This window comes from Sphingobium sp. (assembly GCF_049304695.1).
GTDB lineage: Bacteria > Pseudomonadota > Alphaproteobacteria > Sphingomonadales > Sphingomonadaceae > Sphingobium.
Genome location: NZ_JBAQOK010000079.1, coordinates 31,162 through 46,961, shown reverse-complemented (window position 1 = coordinate 46,961; position 15,800 = coordinate 31,162). Strand labels below are relative to the sequence as shown.

The window sequence follows — 15,800 nt, the reverse complement described above, 5'->3', positions numbered from 1 at the left end:
CCGCGCTTTTCCAACCAAGAGTGCCCTGACAATGACCTATGTCGTGACCGACAACTGCATCCGCTGCAAATTCATGGATTGCGTCGAGGTCTGTCCCGTGGATTGCTTCTACGAGGGCGAGAATATGCTCGTCATCAATCCCAGCGAGTGCATTGATTGCGGCGTGTGCGAACCGGAATGCCCGGCCGAAGCCATCCTGCCCGATACCGAAAACGGGTTGGAAAAATGGCTGGAACTCAACACCAAATATTCCGCCGAATGGCCCAACATCACGGTGAAGGGCGATGCGCCCGCCGACGCCGAAGCGATGAACGGCGTAGAGAACAAGCTGGATCAGTTTTTCTCCACCGAACCCGGCAAGGGCGACTGATCGCGGCGGCCATTGCGGCCGCGCACCGTGCCATTTTGCGCGACACTCCCGACGTTCATGTCCGGGGGTGGTAATTTTGTTACGAATCTGCTAAAGGACACCCAACGGTTGGACATAACAGGTCCGCCGATGGAGAATAACCTTCATGTCCTGACGGTGGCGCTGCGGACTCCTCAAGCATTTGCCCCTTGCGCTTATGCCCCGCGACGGCCCCGTTCCCCGGTTGATTGGAAAGGTATCAAATGGCTGCCAAGGCGCTGTCCTTTGACGTTGGTGATTATGTCGTTTACCCCAAGCATGGCGTTGGCCGTGTAATCGAGCTTCAGAAGGAGCAGATTGCGGGCATGGAACTGGAGCTGTACGTGCTCCGGTTCGAAAAGGAGCGCATGACGCTCCGCGTGCCGACCAACAAAGCCGAAGGCGTGGGCATGCGCAAGCTGTCCTCCAACAAGACGCTGGAAGAGGCCATGGACACGCTTCAGGGCAAGCCCAAGGTCAAGCGTACCATGTGGTCGCGCCGTGCGCAGGAATATGAAGCGAAGATCAATTCGGGCGACCTGGTGTCGATCGCTGAAGTGACCCGCGACCTGTTCCGTGCCGACGATCAGCCCGAACAAAGCTATTCCGAACGGCAGATTTTCGAAGCGGCATCCAGCCGCCTCGCCCGTGAACTCGCCGCGATGGAAGAGACGGACGAGCCAAGCGCGCTCAAGAAAATCCTGCGCATCCTGAACGAAGCAGCCCCGAAATATGTGAAGGTCGAGGGCTGACGGGATTTAGGTTCGGTTGAACCGGTGATATAGAAAGGGGCGCTCCGGTCTGATCGGAGCGCCCCTTTTGATTGTCCGGTGCCGACTGAGAAGCAGCGTTAATTCCCCCGATAGCTGCTATAGCCATAGGGGCTGACCACCACCGGCACATGATAATGGCCCTGCGCATCGGTCGCCCGAAACGTAACGCTGATTTCCGGGAAGAAGGGCTGCGGCGACGATCCGGCATAGGCGGTCATGTCGAAACTGATGCGATAGACGCCCGGCGGCGTATCGATCTTGTCGCCAAAGCTGCGGACACGACCATTGGCGTCGGTGCGGGCGGCGGCAACCTTGCGCCATGCCCCCTGCGCATCCTTGCGCTCCAAGGTGGCTGGAATATCAGCCCCGCCCACACCGCGCGCCAGATCCAGTACGTGGGTGGAAATGTCGGACGCCGTCGCGCTGCCGGGCATAATGGTGGCCAGCAGCGTGGCGGCACCAAGGGATAAGCGGATCATAGTCTCTCTCCTGACACTATATGCCTATCAAAGGCAGGGTGTCGCTCAACCTGCCCCTTGGGTCGTATCAGTCAGCGCGCGAGACAAACGCACCCTTTGCCCTGTCCTTCACGACCTGGGCGGCGGGAAAGACCGATCCGCTCATCGTGATGTAAATGCCCGGCGCGGCCACTTGCGCCGTCGCGAACGCCATGCCCAGATTGAAACTTGCGTCGCTTTCCCCAAACCGAGCTGGGGATAGTGCGCCGACCAGCACCACCGTCTTGCCCGGAATGTCCGCCAGCAGCTTGGCCGTATCGGTCATCGTGTCGGTGCCATGGGTGATGATGACATGGTTTTCGGGCGCAGCCGCGACGCGGGCATAGATTAGCGCGCGGTCAGCGTCGTCCAGTTCCAAGCTGTCCTTGCGCGCGACTTCCTCAATGCGGAAGGGACGCTTGACCCGCGCCACGTCCAGCAATTTGGCCATCACCGTTTCGCCAACCTGATAATCGGATAGCGCATCGAAATAGATTTTGTCGATCGTGCCGCCGGTGGTCAGGATCAGAATTGGCGTGTCGGGGGACAGCATGGCAAATCTCCGTATGAAAGCAGCGGCGGGGGCGCTTTACGCGCCGCGCGCCATCGCGTCGCCCCGGTCGCGGGCGGCGGTCAGCGTGTCGGTTAACAGCGCGACCAGACGGTCGTCGGCGTCGAGGATATTCATCCCCTCGCGCGTCATGCCGCCCGGACTGGCGACGCGATCGGCCAAAACGCCGGGCGCTGCATCAGCGCGCGAGGCCATATTCGCCGAACCCTGCACCGTCGCCAGCGCCATGCGCGCAGCCTGATCGGCGGGGACGCCCAGCGCCTCGCCCGCACGAGCCAGAGCGTCGATGAAGCGGAACAGGAAAGCCGGACCGCAACCCGACAGCGCCGTCACCTGATTGAACAGATCCTCGCTGGCGATCCATTCGGCCAGCCCCAAAGGCTGAATGAGCGCGTCGATCGCAGCTCTAGCGTCCGGCGTGGTGGCATCATCGGCGAACAGCGCCGTAACCCCCTCGCCCAGTCCGACCGGCAGGTTGGGCATCGCGCGCACCATGTCGCGCACGCCCGGAAAACGCGCGCGCAGATCAGCCAGCGGCGTTCCTGCAAGGATCGAGACGATAGTCATGTCCGCTGTGCAAAGTGGCGTAAGCTGCGCCGCGACGTCGGCCAGTTGATAAGGCTTCATTCCCAGCAGGATCGTCGTCCCGGCTGGCAGCGAAGCTGGATAATCCGTCACCACGGCCACCCCATCGGCGACTGCCCGCCCACTGGGCCGCAGCACGGTGACGCGCGCGGGATCGAGGCCGCAATCGAGCCAGCGGCGCAGCATCTGCCCCGCCATATTGCCGCAACCAACGAGAAAAAGATGATCGGGCCAGGCGATAGTCATGACCGATCTCAGGCTTCGCCGCGCGTTTCGATCAGGCTGGCGGAGATCGCCTCGCTTGGGCTTTTGCCACCCCACAGGACAAACTGGAACACCGGGTAAAAGCGTTCGCACTCGTCCAGCGCGGTTTCCACCAGCAACTGCGCCTGATCGAGCGTCAATGTGCCGCCCGCACCCAGCAGCGCGCCGTGGCGGAACAGGATGATGCCGCTCGACGACCATAGTTCGAAATGGCCAAGCCATAGCTGTTCGTTAATCAGGCCCAGCGTTTCGTAGATGACACTGCGCTTTTCATCCGTAACGCGGATGTCGGGCATGGCCAGCAGTTGCAATACCTGATCTTCGTCGCGCCAGATGCCACGCAGCTCATATTGCGCCCACGACCCCTGCGTGTTGGCGACGATCTCATCCTCGCCAACCTGCTCGAACGTCCATCCCTGCGCTTCGAACCAGGCCGCCAGCATGTCGATCGGCGCGGCTTCCTGACCGCCATGTTCAAATTCGTCGCTGTCCATCATCGGCGCCCTGTATCACCGCACAGGGCGAAAGGACAGACGCGATCAGCCGACAATATCGGGCTTTGGCTTGACGCTTTTGGTCACTGGCTCGCCAGTCCGGCCTTCCAGCGCGTCGATCCGGGCTTTGAGCAATTCGACTTCTTCGCGCGCGGCGGCGGCCAGAGCCTTTACCGTATCGAACTCCTCACGCGACACGAAATCCATGCCGCCGATCCATTCCTTCGCCCGTTCGCGCGCATTGGCTTCGAACTCGCGCGTGGCGCCTGCCACTGTGCCCGCCGCGCCGTTCACCAGCTTGGCCAGATCGTCAAAAAGGCGGTTCTCGCTTTGCATGTCTTTGGTCCTTTATGCGGCGCCACTTCCGGCGCCTGACGTTATATCTGGGTGCGCAGCGCTGGCGCGACAAGGGTGGATGCGCCCGGATTGAGCCGCCCGATCTCGTAATTGAGGAAGGTGGCGAACATAAGCCAGAGCAGATAGGGGATCAGCATCAGCCCCGCCACCCGCCGGATACGCCCAAACAGAAAGGCCGTGAGTGCCACGACAGGGATCAGCACGGCGATCAGCGCCAGCGCCTGTCCCACCTGATGCGCGCGAAAAAACAGCGGCGACCATGCGAGGTTGAGACCCAACTGCACCAGAAACAGCGCGATCGCCAGCCCCCGCCCGCGCGCGCCACGCGCATGCAGGATCATCGCAAAGGCCAGCGCCATCAGGATGTAAAGAATCGTCCAGGCGAAGCCGAACGCCCAGCCGGGTGGCATCAGCGCGGGTTTTTCCAGCGCGTCGAACCAGCGATTGCCAAAGCCGCTATTGGCGGCCTTTCCCGACAGGAAGCCCAACCCGACGATGACCGGCACCGTCACCAGCGCCCAACGCAGATAGGCAAGCCGCAGCTGGCCGGGGGACGCGATTTCGTTCATCGGCTATACTGCTCCACGACGCCTGTCATTCAGCGGGATCTGGCGAATCCTTGAGCGCCGAATCCAGCTTTCGACCCACGGTTTGCGGAGAAACGGTGCGCTTCGCAACACGCGAATAAAAGATCGGGATCAGGAACAGCGTGATGAGCGTCGCCAGGCTGACACCGAACACGATAACCACGCCGATCGAATGGCGCGCCGCCGCCCCCGCCCCGCCGCGCAGCACCAGCGGCACCGCGCCGATGACGGTCGCGATCGACGTCATGAGGATCGGGCGCAGACGGCGCGTGGCCGCTTCGCGAATGGCCTGCGCCACCTCCATCCCCTCGTCGCGCAACTGGTTGGCGAATTCGACGATCAGGATGCCGTTCTTGGCGGCCAGCCCCACGAGCATGACGATGCCGATCTGGCTGTAGAGGTTGATGGTGCCACCGGTCACGATCAGCCCCAGCACCCCGCCCGCCACCGCCAGCGGCACCGTGGCGATGATGACGCCAGGGTGGATGAAACTTTCAAACTGGGCCGCGAGCAACAGGAAAACGATGAGGATGGTCATGCCGAAAATCAGCCAGATCGACCCGCCCGTTTCCCGCAAAGACTGGCTTTCGCCGCGATAGCCGATGGCCAGAACTTCGGGCGACTGGCGCGCTTCATTTTCCAGAAACGCCAGCCCCTGCCCCAGCGACGTGCCCGGCGCGAGCGCTGCTGTCAGCGTAATCGCGCGCAGCTTGTTGTAGCGGTTGAGCTGACGTGGCCCCGCTACTTCGCGCAGCGTGACCAGCGCCGACAGCGGCACCAGCGCGCCCGTGCGGCTGCGCACCTGAATACGCTCCAGCCCCGCCTGCGTCTGGCGGCCTTCGCTTTCCGCCTGCACGACCACGCGATATTCCTCGCCGCGATCGACATAGGTGGTCACGCGCCGCGACCCCAGCAGGCTTTGCAACGCCTGGCTGATGTCGTTGACCGAAACGCCCAGATCGCCTGCACGCGCCAGATTCGTTTCGATCCGCATCTGCGGCTTGGTTTCCTTATAATCGCTGTCCACGTTGATGAGGCCGGGATAGTCGGCCGCCGCCGCCATAATCCGATCGCGCGCGGCGACCAGCCCTTCATAGGTGGACCCCGCCAGCACGATATTGACCGGCAGGCCGCGTCCACGGCCCAGCCCCGACCGGGGCGCCGCATTGCCACGCACGCCGGGCTGGTTGGCGATCACCTTGTTGACGATGGTCGCAACTTCCGCCGTGGTGATGGTCCGGTCTTCCCATGGCCGCAGGAAGGCGATGACGTTGCCGCTATTGAAATCGTCGGTGGTGCCAAAACCAGCCGGTGCGCGCACGACCAGATTCTGGAGCGTGCCATCCTTGCGCAGAAAGGTCAGGTCGTCCTCGATCTTCTGCATATAGGCCAGCATCCGGTCGAACCCGGTGCCTTCGGGCGCGCTGACCTGCGCCTCCACTACGCCGGTATCTTCCGCCGGGGCCAATTCGTTGGGCAACAGGGTGAAGCAGAAACCGGCGATGCCCAAAAACAGCAATACACCCAGCAGCGGGATCAACGGCTTGCGCAGCACATGGTCAAGCCAGCGGGTATAGCCGCGCTCCAACCGCTGAAACTGACTATCGACCCAGCGCGCCAGCCGCCCGCGCTCCGCATTGTTGAGCAGCTTGGAACAGAGCATCGGTGCCAGGCTGAGCGAAATAAAGCCGGAAAAGGCAATCGCGGCAATCATTGCGACGGCCAGTTCGCGGAACAGCAGCCCCGTCTGCCCGGCCAGAAACATGACCGGCACGAACACCGCACACACCACCAATGTCGTGGAAATGATCGCAAAGCCGACCTGCCGCGTGCCCAGATAGGATGCAACGAGCGGGTCTTCCCCCTGTTCGATCCGGTGATAGACATTTTCCAGCACGACGATCGCGTCATCGACGACCAGACCGATGGCCAGGACAAAGGCCAGCAGCGTCAGCAGGTTGATCGACAGGCCCAGCAACCACATCACCGCGCAGGTCGCCAGCAGGCAGATCGGCACCGTGATCGCGGGGATGATCGTCGCCCGCACCGATCCCAGAAACAGGAAAATGACCAGAATGACGAGCAGCGCCGCTTCGATCAGCGTGTCGTACACATTGTCAATCGCCCGTTCGATGAACAGCGATTCGTCCGTACCCACCGCAACCCGCATCCCCTGCGGCAACGTGGGTTCCAGCTCCTTGATCAGCGCCTTGGCCTTCTGCGCGACGTCCAGCGTGTTCGCGCCAGACTGACGAATGATGCCAAGGCCGATAGCGGTGCCGCCGTTGGACCGGAAACTGCTATAGGGATTTTCCGCCCCCTCCTCGATCCGCGCGACATCGCCGAGCGTCACCTGATAGCCATCGGTGCCGCGCCCCACGACCAGCCGGGCAAACTGATCGGGCGTTGCAAAGGGCCGCTCGACGCGCAGGGTCTGGTTCTGATCCTTCGATTCGAACCGGCCGGCAGGCAGTTCGACATTCTGGGTGCGCAGCGCCGCTTCGACATCGGCAGGGGTCAGGCCGAACGCGGCCAGCTTTTCCGCATTGAACCAGATGCGGGTCGATGGCCGCGCTTCGCCGCTGATATTGGCGCGGGCGACGCCGTCGATCGCCGCAAAACGATCGACAACGTTCCGATCCAGATAGTCGCTGATGCGGATAGACGACCAGCCGGGACGGGAAAAGGACAGGAAGAGGATGGCGCGCGCGTCCGAATCCACCTTGCGGATTTCGGGCGCCAGCGCGTCTTCCGGCAAATCCTCCACCACAGACCCCACCCGGTCGCGCACGTCGTTGGCGGCGGTATCGATGTCGCGCGAAGGGTCGAACTCTATGTTGATGTTCGACGCGCCGTCCTGCGACGTGGAGGTAATCGTCTGGATGCCCTGCACGCCCGCGACCGCATCTTCGATCAACTGGGTGATGCGGGTTTCCACGACCGATGCAGCGGCACCCGTATAGGCGGTTTCGACCGACACGATCGGCGGATCGGTATCGGGATATTCCCGGACGGACAGGCTCATATAGCCGACCACGCCGATGATGCAGAGCAACACCGCAATGACCGTGGCGAATACCGGGCGACGAACGGACAGGTCGGATAACTGCATCTGTCTGGCCTCAGCCCGCTTTATTGGACGGGGGCGGCGTCTTGTCGCCTGCCAGACGCACCGTCACGCCGTCAGACAGTTTGACGACGCCTTCAGTCACGACTTGCTGCCCGGCCTTCAGGCCGCTGGTGATTTCGACCAGACCGTTCTGGCGAATGCCGGTGCCCACCTTCACCCGCTTCACCTTGCGCCCCTCCAGCAGATAGGCGTAGCGATCGTCGCCATCGCCCACGACCGCAAGTTCGGGCAAAGCGAGCGACTGACGCTGGCGCGCGGTGATGCTGACCGTCAGCAACATGCCCGGTTTCAACGCGCGATCCGCGTTGGGCAGGATGGCGCGCACGCGCACTGCGCGGGTGCTGGGGTCGATCACCGGGTCGATCGTGGCGATGGTGCCATTGAACGGCCGGTCGGGCCAGGCGGCGGATCGGGCGCTGATCGCCTGCCCTTCCCGGATCAACGACAACTGGGTTTCGGGAATGGTGAAGTCCAGCTTGATCGGCGCGATATCGCTGACCGTGGCGATGGCGGTGCCCGCCGTGACGATCGCGCCCGTCGATATGGTGCGCAGGCTGGCCCATCCGGCAAAGGGTGCGCGAATCACCCGGTCGGCAATGGATGCCCGCGCCTGATCGGCATTGGCGCGCGCCGCATTTGACAGCGCCAGTTGCTGATCGAGCGAAGCAGCGGTGGCAAAGCCGCGCGTCTTGAGCGACTGAATACGATCGAGCTGCTGCTTGGCCTGCAACGCCTGCGCCTGCGCCGCGGCCAGTTCGGCCTGTTCGGTCGCGATCGCCATCGTCGCGATCACCTGCCCTTTTTTGACATAACCGCCGTCGGTAAAGTTGATCGACGTGATCCGCTCCGTCACCGGGGCGGACAGGACGACCTGCTCATTGGCCACTGCCGTCCCGACGGCCTCGACCGCATCTGTAAAGGTCGTCGCCCTGATCGGGGCGACTTCGACCAACGCGACGGACCGCGCTCTGGGCGCTTTTTCGTCGCTGCATCCGGCGAGACAAAGGGCGGTGAGAAGGAGGGAATTAAAACAACGCATATCAGGGGGTTATCGAGCCTTTCAGGGCGACGCAACAGGGGCTTTGGTGTTAGGCAACGGTCTTGCCGGGAACAACGAACATCACCGCGTTATCCGCCAAGTCGCGCGTAGATCAGAAATTCGACGTTCCCCTGAGGACCAGTAATCGGACTTTGTGTCACGCCGATAACGGTCCAGCCCTGCGTTCCGATCCATGCGCTTGCTTTGTCGCACACACGCGCGTGGATTTCGGGATCGCGCACGACGCCGCCCTTGCCCACTTCCTCGCGCCCTGCCTCGAACTGCGGCTTGATCAGCGCGACCAGCGCCGCGCCGGGGCGGGCGAAGGTCAGCGGTCGCTCCAGCACCTTGGCCAGCGAAATGAAGCTGGCGTCGCATACGATGATGTCCACCGGCTCTACGATATGCGCATCGGTCAGGATGCGCGCGCTGGTCTGTTCATGCACCACGACGCGATCGTCGGAACGCAGTTTCCACGCCAGCTGGTTGGTGCCGCTGTCGACTGCATAGACCCGCGCCGCGCCATTGGTCAGCAGCACGTCGGTAAAGCCGCCGGTGGAACTGCCCACGTCGATCGCGACCGCGCCGGTCACGTCGATCGCATATTCTTTCAGGGCATGATCCAGCTTGATGCCGCCGCGCGACACCCATGGATGGTCGCGCCCGCGCACGTCCAGATCCGCATCGGGTGCGACCTGCTGACCCGCCTTCTCGATCTTCTTCTCGCCCAGAAACACCAGCCCCGCCAGGATCAGCGCCTGCGCGCGCGCGCGGCTTTCGACCAGCCCATTGTCCACCAGCAACTGATCGGCACGCACCTTCGCCATCAGCGCACCAGCGCTGTCAACGTCGCGGGCGACAGCAATTGCGGCAGGGTCTGCGCGCCCTTGCCGCCCGGCGCGTACCAGAGGTAGAGCGGCACGCCCGACCGCCCCTGCGCCTCCAGAAAGCGGGTGATCGCCGGATCGGCATTGGTCCAGTCGCCGATCATCACCGTGACGCCGCCTTTGTCGAAAGCGTCGCGCGTTTCCGCCCGGTCGATCGCAGCGGCCTCGTTCGCCTTGCAGGTCAGGCACCAGTCGGCGGTGAAGTAGAGGAACACCGGCTTGTTCGCTGCGCGCAACGACGCCAGCCGCGCTGCGTCGAACGGCACGCTATTGCCGTTTTCCGTAGCCGCAGCAGGCGCACGATCCGGCAGCAACATCGCCGCCCCCCCCGCCAGCGCGATGGCGGCAACCCCGACGATCAGCCCACCGCCGCGCCCGCTGCGCTGCCGACCGCCCAGCCACCACAGCAGCAGCGCCACGCCCAAAGCCGCGCCGATACCGATGGTCATGCCCGACACGCCCCGCTGCTGCCCCAGCAGCCAGGCAAGGCCGAGCGCGGTCAGGAACATCGGCAGCGCCAATATGCGTTGCAGCCGCGTCATCCACGCCCCCGGCTTGGGCAACCGGCGACGCAGCGCAGGCACGAAAGCCAGCAGCAGAAACGGCAGCGCCAGCCCCAGCCCCAGCCCGGCGAACACCGCCAGCGCAGCGGCCAGAGGCAGCAGCAGCGCCGCCCCCATCGCCGCCGCCATGAACGGCCCGGTGCAGGGCGTCGCGACGAACGCGACCAGCGCCCCGGTCCAGAATGCTCCGGCCAGCCCGCCCTTGCCCGCCAGCCTATCGCCGCCGCCCACGGCGTTCAGATCGAACAACCCCGCCAGATTGAAGGCGATGGCCGTCACCAGCAGCAGCAGCGCCAATATGATGCGCGGATCCTGCAACTGAAACGCCCATCCCGCCGCCGTTCCCGCCGCCCGCAACGCGATCAGCGCGCCGCCCAGCGCCAGACAGGTCGCGATGACTCCCGCCGTATAGGCCAGCGCTTCGCGCCGCACGATCCGCTCGTCGCCCCCGGCCTTGGCCAGCTTCATGACTTTGAGGCCCAAAATCGGAAAGACGCAGGGCATGATGTTGAGCAGCAACCCGCCCAGCAATGCGCCGCCCAGCGCGATCAGGATCGCCCTCGCCTGCCCGCCACTTGGGGGAGCCTCCACTACGCCGGGCGCGCCGGTCAGCAGGAATCCGACATGATCGCCCGTCCGCAATACCGCCTGCACCTGACCGCCCCTGCCGCCCTCGCCCGCATCCGTTTCGATCAGCAGCCGGTCGCCGTTGCGCGTCACTTTCTGCGGCGCAGCATAGCGGACCAGCCCTTCGGCCAGCGGAAACAGATGCACGTCGCGCACCTGCGCATCGGCCGGGAACGGCACCGACAGGCGCAGCTTGCCATCGACCAGCGCATAGGTCGCCTGACTGCCCAGCGGTCGGGGCAGATGCGTGCGCCACCCATCGAATTGCGCGCGATCGGCGGGCGCGACCGTGCCGGACCCGGCAACCAGATCGACCGCCATCTCGCCGCTTTCGGGCACGCACACCTTGTCCGTGCAGGCCAGCCATTGCGCCTTCACCCGCACCGGCAGGCGCGTGCCGGGCGCAACGTCGGCGGCGACCTTCAGCGACGCCAGAACCGCATATGGCCCCTCATAGACATGGTTCATCAGGCCCGAAATCAGCAGCGTTTCGGGCACCGGATAGCGCAATGGCCCAACGCTCACCCCCTTGGGCAGCGTCCATTCCACCGTCATGCCCAGCCCAGCGTCGCCGGGATTTTCCCAATAGCCGTGCCACCCCTTTTGCGGCGTCATGGCAAAGGCGATGGTCGTGCCGTCGCCCGGCGCGGGCTGCGCGCCTTCCGCCACCAGCTTGGCCGCGATATGCGACGGGCCACCACCGAACGCACCCGCTCCTACTCCTTGGGCAAAAGCGGAAGGAATCGCCGCCAGCATAGCCAGCGTCATCAATATGACTTGAAAAATCCGCATCGGGCCTCTGGTCGGGTGAGTGTGTCGGGGCTAGGTCTCCCTGCATCGCCCGTCAAGGCATGAGAAGGTTTCGCAGATGTTCCGTAAATTCGCCGCCGCCCTGTTAATCGCCACCGCGATGCCCGTGATGGCGCAGGCGCCCGTAGCCGCGCCGGCTCCGGTCGCAGCCCCGACGACCCGCCCCAAACTGATCGTCGCCATATCGGTGGACCAGTTTTCCGCCGACCTGTTCAGCGAATATCGGCAATATTATACCGGCGGCCTCAAGCGGCTGACGCAGGGCGCCGTGTTCCCGCGCGGCTATCAAAGCCATGCGGCGACCGAAACCTGCCCCGGCCACAGCACCATCCTGACCGGCAGCCGCCCGTCGCGCACCGGCATCATCGCCAATAGCTGGTTCGACCTGTCCACGCCCCGCGCCGAAAAGGCCGTCTATTGCGCGGAGGATGAGAGCAGGCCCGGCACCGACAGCGATCATTATGAAGCATCCCCCGTCCATCTGCGCGTGCCGACGCTGGGCGGGCGGATGAAGCTGGCCAACCCCGCCACGCGCGTCGTGTCCGTCGCGGGCAAGGATCGCGCGGCGATCATGATGGGCGGCCCGACCGCCGATCAGGTCTGGTGGCTGGGCGGACCGCAGGGCTATGTCAGCTATAAAGGCGTGGCGACCCCGCCGCTGGTGGCCAAGGTCAACGCGGTGCTGGCGGATCGTCTGGCCCAGCCCAACCCAGGCTTTGAACTGCCGCCCCAATGCGTGGGCAAGGATTTCCCGGTACAGGCAGGCAACCGCACCGTCGGCACCGGGCGCTTCATGCGCGCGGCGGGCGATTATAAAGGCTTCCGCATCTCGCCCGAACAGGATGCGATGACGCTGGCCTTCGCCGCCGCCGCGATCGAGACCATGGGTCTGGGCAAGCAGGCCCAGACCGACATCATCTCCATCGGCCTGTCCGCCACCGACTATGTCGGCCACACCTATGGCACCGAAGGCACCGAAAGCTGCATCCAGGTCGATCGCGTCGATCAGGAACTGGGCGCTTTCTTTGACAGGCTGGACCGCGACGGCATCGACTATGTCGTCATGCTGACCGCCGATCATGGCGGCCACGACCTGCCCGAACGCCATCGCCTGAACGCCATGCCGATGGAACAGCGCGTGGACAAGGCGCTGCTGCCCAAAGCGATCGCGGCGGCGGTCGCGGAAAAGACCGGCATTACCGGCAAGAAACTGATCTGGGGCGACGGACCGCAGGGCGACCTCTATTTCGACAAGAGCCTGACGCCCGCACAGCGCACCAAGGTCGAAACCGCAACCCTCGCCCTGTTGCGCGCAAACCCGCAGGTCGAAGCGGTGTTCACCAAAGCGCAGATCGCCGCCACCCCCTCCCCATCCGGCCCGCCCGAAAACTGGACCCTGATCCAGGAAGCCCGCGCGAGCTTCGATCCCCAGCGGTCGGGCGACTTGATGCTCCTGCTCAAGGCGCGCGTCATGTCGATCCCAGAAAACGCGGTGATGGGTTCGGTCGCCACCCATGGCAGCCCGTGGGACACCGACCGCCGCGTGCCCATCCTGTTCTGGCGCAAAGGCATGCGCGGCTTCGAACAGCCGCTGGGCGTGGAAACCGTCGATATCATGCCAAGCCTCGCCGCGCTCATCGGCCTGCCCGTGAACAAGAGCGAGATCGACGGCCGCTGTCTGGATCTGATCGCGGGGGATGGCGATAGCTGCGTGCGGTAAAAAAGATCCTCCCCTGCAAGGGGAGGTGGCTGGCCGCAGGCCAGACGGAGGGGTGTCACCGTCTGATGAGAGGGCGACACCCCTCAAATATTCTCACCCACCCCATCGGTGCCGTCCAGCATCGCGTGAACCCGATGCGGCGCGGTCACTTCGACGCGGCTGGTCACTTCATACTGCGCCTTGGCCTGCCGCACGTTGGAATCGGCGGGCACGCTGCCGGTCAGCCATACATTGCCGCCGATCACTGACCGGCTGCCCACGATGATCCGCCCCAGCACCGTCGCCCCGGCATAGATGACCACGTCATCCTCGATGATCGGATGGCGTGGCAGCGCCTTTTCCAGCGCGCCCTTCTCATCCGCCGGAAAGCTGCGCGCGCCCAGCGTCACGCCCTGATACAGGCGCACGCGCTGGCCCACGATCGCGGTTTCGCCGATGACGACCCCGGTGCCATGGTCGATGAAGAAGCTGGGGCCGATGGTCGCGCCGGGATGGATGTCGATCCCCGTCTTGCCGTGGGCGATTTCGGACATGATCCGCGCCACCAGCGGCGCGCCCAGCCGATGCAGCCGATGCGCCAGACGATGATGGATGATCGCCAGCATGGATGGGTAGCAGATCAGCACCTCGTCCACGCTGCGCGCTGCCGGATCGCCCAGAAACGCGGCCTCCACATCGGTGTCGAGCAGCACGCGCAACTCCGGCAGGCTTTGGGCGAACCCGGCGATGATCCGCGCCGCTTGCCCATCGACCTGCGTGATCGGCGCGCCTTTCAATGCATAGATCAGCTCCAGCCGGATCTGCCCATACAGCCGCGACAGCACGGTCTGCAGCGTTTCGGCAACGAACGCATCCTCATTATGCAGCCGCACGAAATCGGGGCCAAGGCGAAGCGGAAACAGCGCACCGCACAGCGCCTGCATGATCTTGGTGAGGTTGGCGCGCGACGGGAAACCCTCTGCCCCATATTCGGCATGATGCTGCTGCTCGCGCCGCCAGTGCGTGCGCGCGGCGCTCAGGTCAGCGACCAATTGATCGATGTCCCAATATCCGCCGCTATCCTGTTCGTCCGCCATCATCGCTGCCTCGTTCCATATCTGGCGCAGGCGTAACCCGTGCGCCGGGCAGCGGGATAATGAGTTTTGCTTGCAGGCCTGACATTTCTGGTTGGCGAAAGACCCTAAATTGTCGCAACCGGCCGATCGGGATAGAGGCAGATTTCCGCGCGCAGCCCGCCACCGGGCCGGTTGATCAGGATGAATTGCCCACGCTCCAGCGCGACCGCCTTCTCGACGATGGCCAGCCCCAGACCCAGCCCCCCGGTATTGCGTTGCCGCGCCGTATCCAGCCGGGCGAAAGGCTTGAGCACCATCTCCATTTGATCGCGCGGGATGCCGGGACCATCATCATCGACCCGGATCAGCACCTCGGCGCCCGCACGCAGCAATGTCACCCGCGCGCGCTGCCCATAATGCAGCGCATTTTCAATCAAGTTGCGGATCGCCCGGCGCAGCGGCAGTGAATGGATCGCCATTTCCAGATGATCCGGCCCCTCATATTCGACATCCTGCCCATGGTCCTGAAACGCATCGACGATCGTGGCGATCGTCACGGCCAGATCGGTGCGCACCGCTGGTTCGGGGTTCTTCTCACCGCCCAGAAACGCCAGCAGCGATTCGATCATCGCGCCCATTTCGTCCAGATCGCCGCCCATCGCGTCACGCGTCTCGTCGTCCGGTACAGCTTCCAGCCGCAACTGCAACCGGGCGAGCGGCGTGCGCATGTCATGCCCCACCGCCGCCAGCGTTTCCGTCCGTTCGTCAATCAGACGGTGGATGCGCGTCTGCATCACGTTGAACGCACGGATCAGGTTACGCACGTCATTGGTGCCAGCTTCGGGCAGGATCACTTGCGTCCCCAGCCCGATGCGCTCGGTCGCCCGCGTCAGGTCGCGCAAGGGCGCCAACGTCCGCCGGATGAGCAGGCCGCCCACGATCAGCACCGCCAGCACCGGGATCAGCGCCAATCCCATCCGCCCGATGGTGAAGGCCCATTTGCCGCCGCTATGGTGCATCCCGAAATAGAGCCAGCTGCCATCGGGCAACTGCAACCCGCCGTTGATGATGGAATGGCGGCCGGGCGACGCCAGCCGCAGCCACAGATGCGACTGCTCCAGACTGGGTTCCCATGTCACGATCTGCCGTCGCATCCTTTCCAGTTCGGGCGACAGCGATGGCGGCGGCGGCGCCGCGCGCGACCAGTGGACGTCATATCGATCGGTCGTCAATTGCGTGCCGAGCGCCTGCCGGTCGTCGATCGGCTGTTCGGCCAGCAGCTTGCGCGCGATGATCAGATGTTCGGCCAGGCGGCGCGCTTCGTCATCCTGCAACGACAGTTGGCTGGCCCGTTCGTAAATGAACGTGCCGACCGCAAATTCCAGCGTGACCGTCAGCAAAAGGATCGCAAAAATGCGGCCAACCAGCCCCAGCGATCCTTTCATATGCCGTT

At 64.2% G+C, this 15,800-nt stretch carries 15 protein-coding genes; 3 read left to right on the top strand and 12 right to left on the bottom strand.

What is annotated here, in order from left to right:
- Nucleotides 1-31 precede the first annotated feature (31 nt).
- Together fdxA and WA070_RS14255 are read left to right on the top strand one after the other, a co-directional pair.
- Complete coding sequence (fdxA, locus tag WA070_RS14260) at nt 32-370, top strand: ferredoxin FdxA (protein WP_422634593.1); 339 nt, start codon at nt 32-34, stop codon at nt 368-370.
- Nucleotides 371-612: 242 nt separating this feature from the next.
- Complete coding sequence (locus WA070_RS14255) at nt 613-1,140, top strand: CarD family transcriptional regulator (protein ID WP_422634592.1); 528 nt, start codon at nt 613-615, stop codon at nt 1,138-1,140.
- Nucleotides 1,141-1,238: 98 nt separating this feature from the next.
- On the opposite strand, the gene uraH is transcribed toward WA070_RS14255, so the two are convergent.
- From uraH to WA070_RS14205, 10 genes are all read right to left on the bottom strand, one after another.
- Nucleotides 1,239-1,640 carry a hydroxyisourate hydrolase gene (gene uraH, locus WA070_RS14250; protein ID WP_422634591.1) on the bottom strand — a complete coding sequence of 134 codons (402 nt, stop codon included), beginning with the start codon at nt 1,638-1,640 and terminating at the stop codon, nt 1,239-1,241.
- Nucleotides 1,641-1,707: 67 nt separating this feature from the next.
- Nucleotides 1,708-2,211, bottom strand: coding sequence for an asparaginase domain-containing protein (locus WA070_RS14245; RefSeq protein WP_422634590.1), 504 nt, complete (start codon nt 2,209-2,211; stop codon nt 1,708-1,710).
- A gap of 36 nt (nt 2,212-2,247) precedes the next feature.
- A complete protein-coding gene (locus WA070_RS14240) occupies nt 2,248-3,060 on the bottom strand; it encodes a pyrroline-5-carboxylate reductase family protein (RefSeq protein WP_422634589.1) in 813 nt (270 codons plus the stop codon).
- 8 nt (nt 3,061-3,068) lie between these two features.
- On the bottom strand, nt 3,069-3,575 hold the full coding sequence (locus tag WA070_RS14235) for a YbjN domain-containing protein (RefSeq protein WP_422634588.1): 507 nt from the start codon (nt 3,573-3,575) through the stop codon (nt 3,069-3,071).
- 42 nt (nt 3,576-3,617) lie between these two features.
- Nucleotides 3,618-3,908 (bottom strand): accessory factor UbiK family protein, encoded by a 291-nt coding sequence (locus WA070_RS14230; protein ID WP_422634587.1) that lies wholly within the window; start codon nt 3,906-3,908, stop codon nt 3,618-3,620.
- Nucleotides 3,909-3,949: 41 nt separating this feature from the next.
- A complete protein-coding gene (locus WA070_RS14225; RefSeq protein ID WP_422634586.1) occupies nt 3,950-4,498 on the bottom strand; it encodes a TspO/MBR family protein in 549 nt (182 codons plus the stop codon).
- 25 nt (nt 4,499-4,523) lie between these two features.
- The gene (locus WA070_RS14220; RefSeq protein ID WP_422634585.1) at nt 4,524-7,628 is read right to left on the bottom strand and encodes an efflux RND transporter permease subunit; all 3,105 of its coding nucleotides are present in this window, start codon (nt 7,626-7,628) and stop codon (nt 4,524-4,526) included.
- A gap of 10 nt (nt 7,629-7,638) precedes the next feature.
- Nucleotides 7,639-8,685, bottom strand: coding sequence for an efflux RND transporter periplasmic adaptor subunit (locus tag WA070_RS14215; RefSeq protein ID WP_422634584.1), 1,047 nt, complete (start codon nt 8,683-8,685; stop codon nt 7,639-7,641).
- Nucleotides 8,686-8,774: 89 nt separating this feature from the next.
- Complete coding sequence (locus WA070_RS14210) at nt 8,775-9,512, bottom strand: TlyA family RNA methyltransferase (RefSeq protein ID WP_422634583.1); 738 nt, start codon at nt 9,510-9,512, stop codon at nt 8,775-8,777.
- The gene (locus WA070_RS14205; protein ID WP_422634582.1) at nt 9,512-11,554 is read right to left on the bottom strand and encodes a protein-disulfide reductase DsbD family protein; all 2,043 of its coding nucleotides are present in this window, start codon (nt 11,552-11,554) and stop codon (nt 9,512-9,514) included. Before WA070_RS14205 ends, WA070_RS14210 begins: the two co-directional genes overlap by 1 nt.
- A gap of 76 nt (nt 11,555-11,630) precedes the next feature.
- Here WA070_RS14205 and WA070_RS14200 point away from each other — a divergent pair, with 76 nt between their 5' ends.
- The gene (locus WA070_RS14200) at nt 11,631-13,292 is read left to right on the top strand and encodes an alkaline phosphatase family protein (RefSeq protein WP_422634581.1); all 1,662 of its coding nucleotides are present in this window, start codon (nt 11,631-11,633) and stop codon (nt 13,290-13,292) included.
- Between the two features lie 83 nt (nt 13,293-13,375).
- Here WA070_RS14200 and epsC read toward each other — a convergent pair whose 3' ends face one another.
- Nucleotides 13,376-14,371: a serine O-acetyltransferase EpsC gene (epsC, locus tag WA070_RS14195; RefSeq protein ID WP_422634580.1), complete on the bottom strand. Its 996-nt coding sequence runs from the start codon at nt 14,369-14,371 to the stop codon at nt 13,376-13,378.
- A 101-nt stretch (nt 14,372-14,472) separates the two neighbouring features.
- Nucleotides 14,473-15,792 carry an ATP-binding protein gene (locus tag WA070_RS14190; RefSeq protein WP_422634579.1) on the bottom strand — a complete coding sequence of 440 codons (1,320 nt, stop codon included), beginning with the start codon at nt 15,790-15,792 and terminating at the stop codon, nt 14,473-14,475.
- Nucleotides 15,793-15,800: the final 8 nt, after the last annotated feature.

What these genes read in the sequence shown, in the direction of transcription:
- fdxA (WP_422634593.1), top strand. Translation starts at nt 32, where the DNA reads ATGACCTATGTCGTGACCGACAACTGCATCCGCTGCAAATTCATGGAT.
- WA070_RS14255 (WP_422634592.1), top strand. Translation starts at nt 613, where the DNA reads ATGGCTGCCAAGGCGCTGTCCTTTGACGTTGGTGATTATGTCGTTTAC.
- uraH (WP_422634591.1), bottom strand. Translation starts at nt 1,640, where the DNA reads ATGATCCGCTTATCCCTTGGTGCCGCCACGCTGCTGGCCACCATTATG.
- WA070_RS14245 (WP_422634590.1), bottom strand. Translation starts at nt 2,211, where the DNA reads ATGCTGTCCCCCGACACGCCAATTCTGATCCTGACCACCGGCGGCACG.
- WA070_RS14240 (WP_422634589.1), bottom strand. Translation starts at nt 3,060, where the DNA reads ATGACTATCGCCTGGCCCGATCATCTTTTTCTCGTTGGTTGCGGCAAT.
- WA070_RS14235 (WP_422634588.1), bottom strand. Translation starts at nt 3,575, where the DNA reads ATGATGGACAGCGACGAATTTGAACATGGCGGTCAGGAAGCCGCGCCG.
- WA070_RS14230 (WP_422634587.1), bottom strand. Translation starts at nt 3,908, where the DNA reads ATGCAAAGCGAGAACCGCCTTTTTGACGATCTGGCCAAGCTGGTGAAC.
- WA070_RS14225 (WP_422634586.1), bottom strand. Translation starts at nt 4,498, where the DNA reads ATGAACGAAATCGCGTCCCCCGGCCAGCTGCGGCTTGCCTATCTGCGT.
- WA070_RS14220 (WP_422634585.1), bottom strand. Translation starts at nt 7,628, where the DNA reads ATGCAGTTATCCGACCTGTCCGTTCGTCGCCCGGTATTCGCCACGGTC.
- WA070_RS14215 (WP_422634584.1), bottom strand. Translation starts at nt 8,685, where the DNA reads ATGCGTTGTTTTAATTCCCTCCTTCTCACCGCCCTTTGTCTCGCCGGA.
- WA070_RS14210 (WP_422634583.1), bottom strand. Translation starts at nt 9,512, where the DNA reads ATGGCGAAGGTGCGTGCCGATCAGTTGCTGGTGGACAATGGGCTGGTC.
- WA070_RS14205 (WP_422634582.1), bottom strand. Translation starts at nt 11,554, where the DNA reads ATGCGGATTTTTCAAGTCATATTGATGACGCTGGCTATGCTGGCGGCG.
- WA070_RS14200 (WP_422634581.1), top strand. Translation starts at nt 11,631, where the DNA reads ATGTTCCGTAAATTCGCCGCCGCCCTGTTAATCGCCACCGCGATGCCC.
- epsC (WP_422634580.1), bottom strand. Translation starts at nt 14,371, where the DNA reads ATGATGGCGGACGAACAGGATAGCGGCGGATATTGGGACATCGATCAA.
- WA070_RS14190 (WP_422634579.1), bottom strand. Translation starts at nt 15,792, where the DNA reads ATGAAAGGATCGCTGGGGCTGGTTGGCCGCATTTTTGCGATCCTTTTG.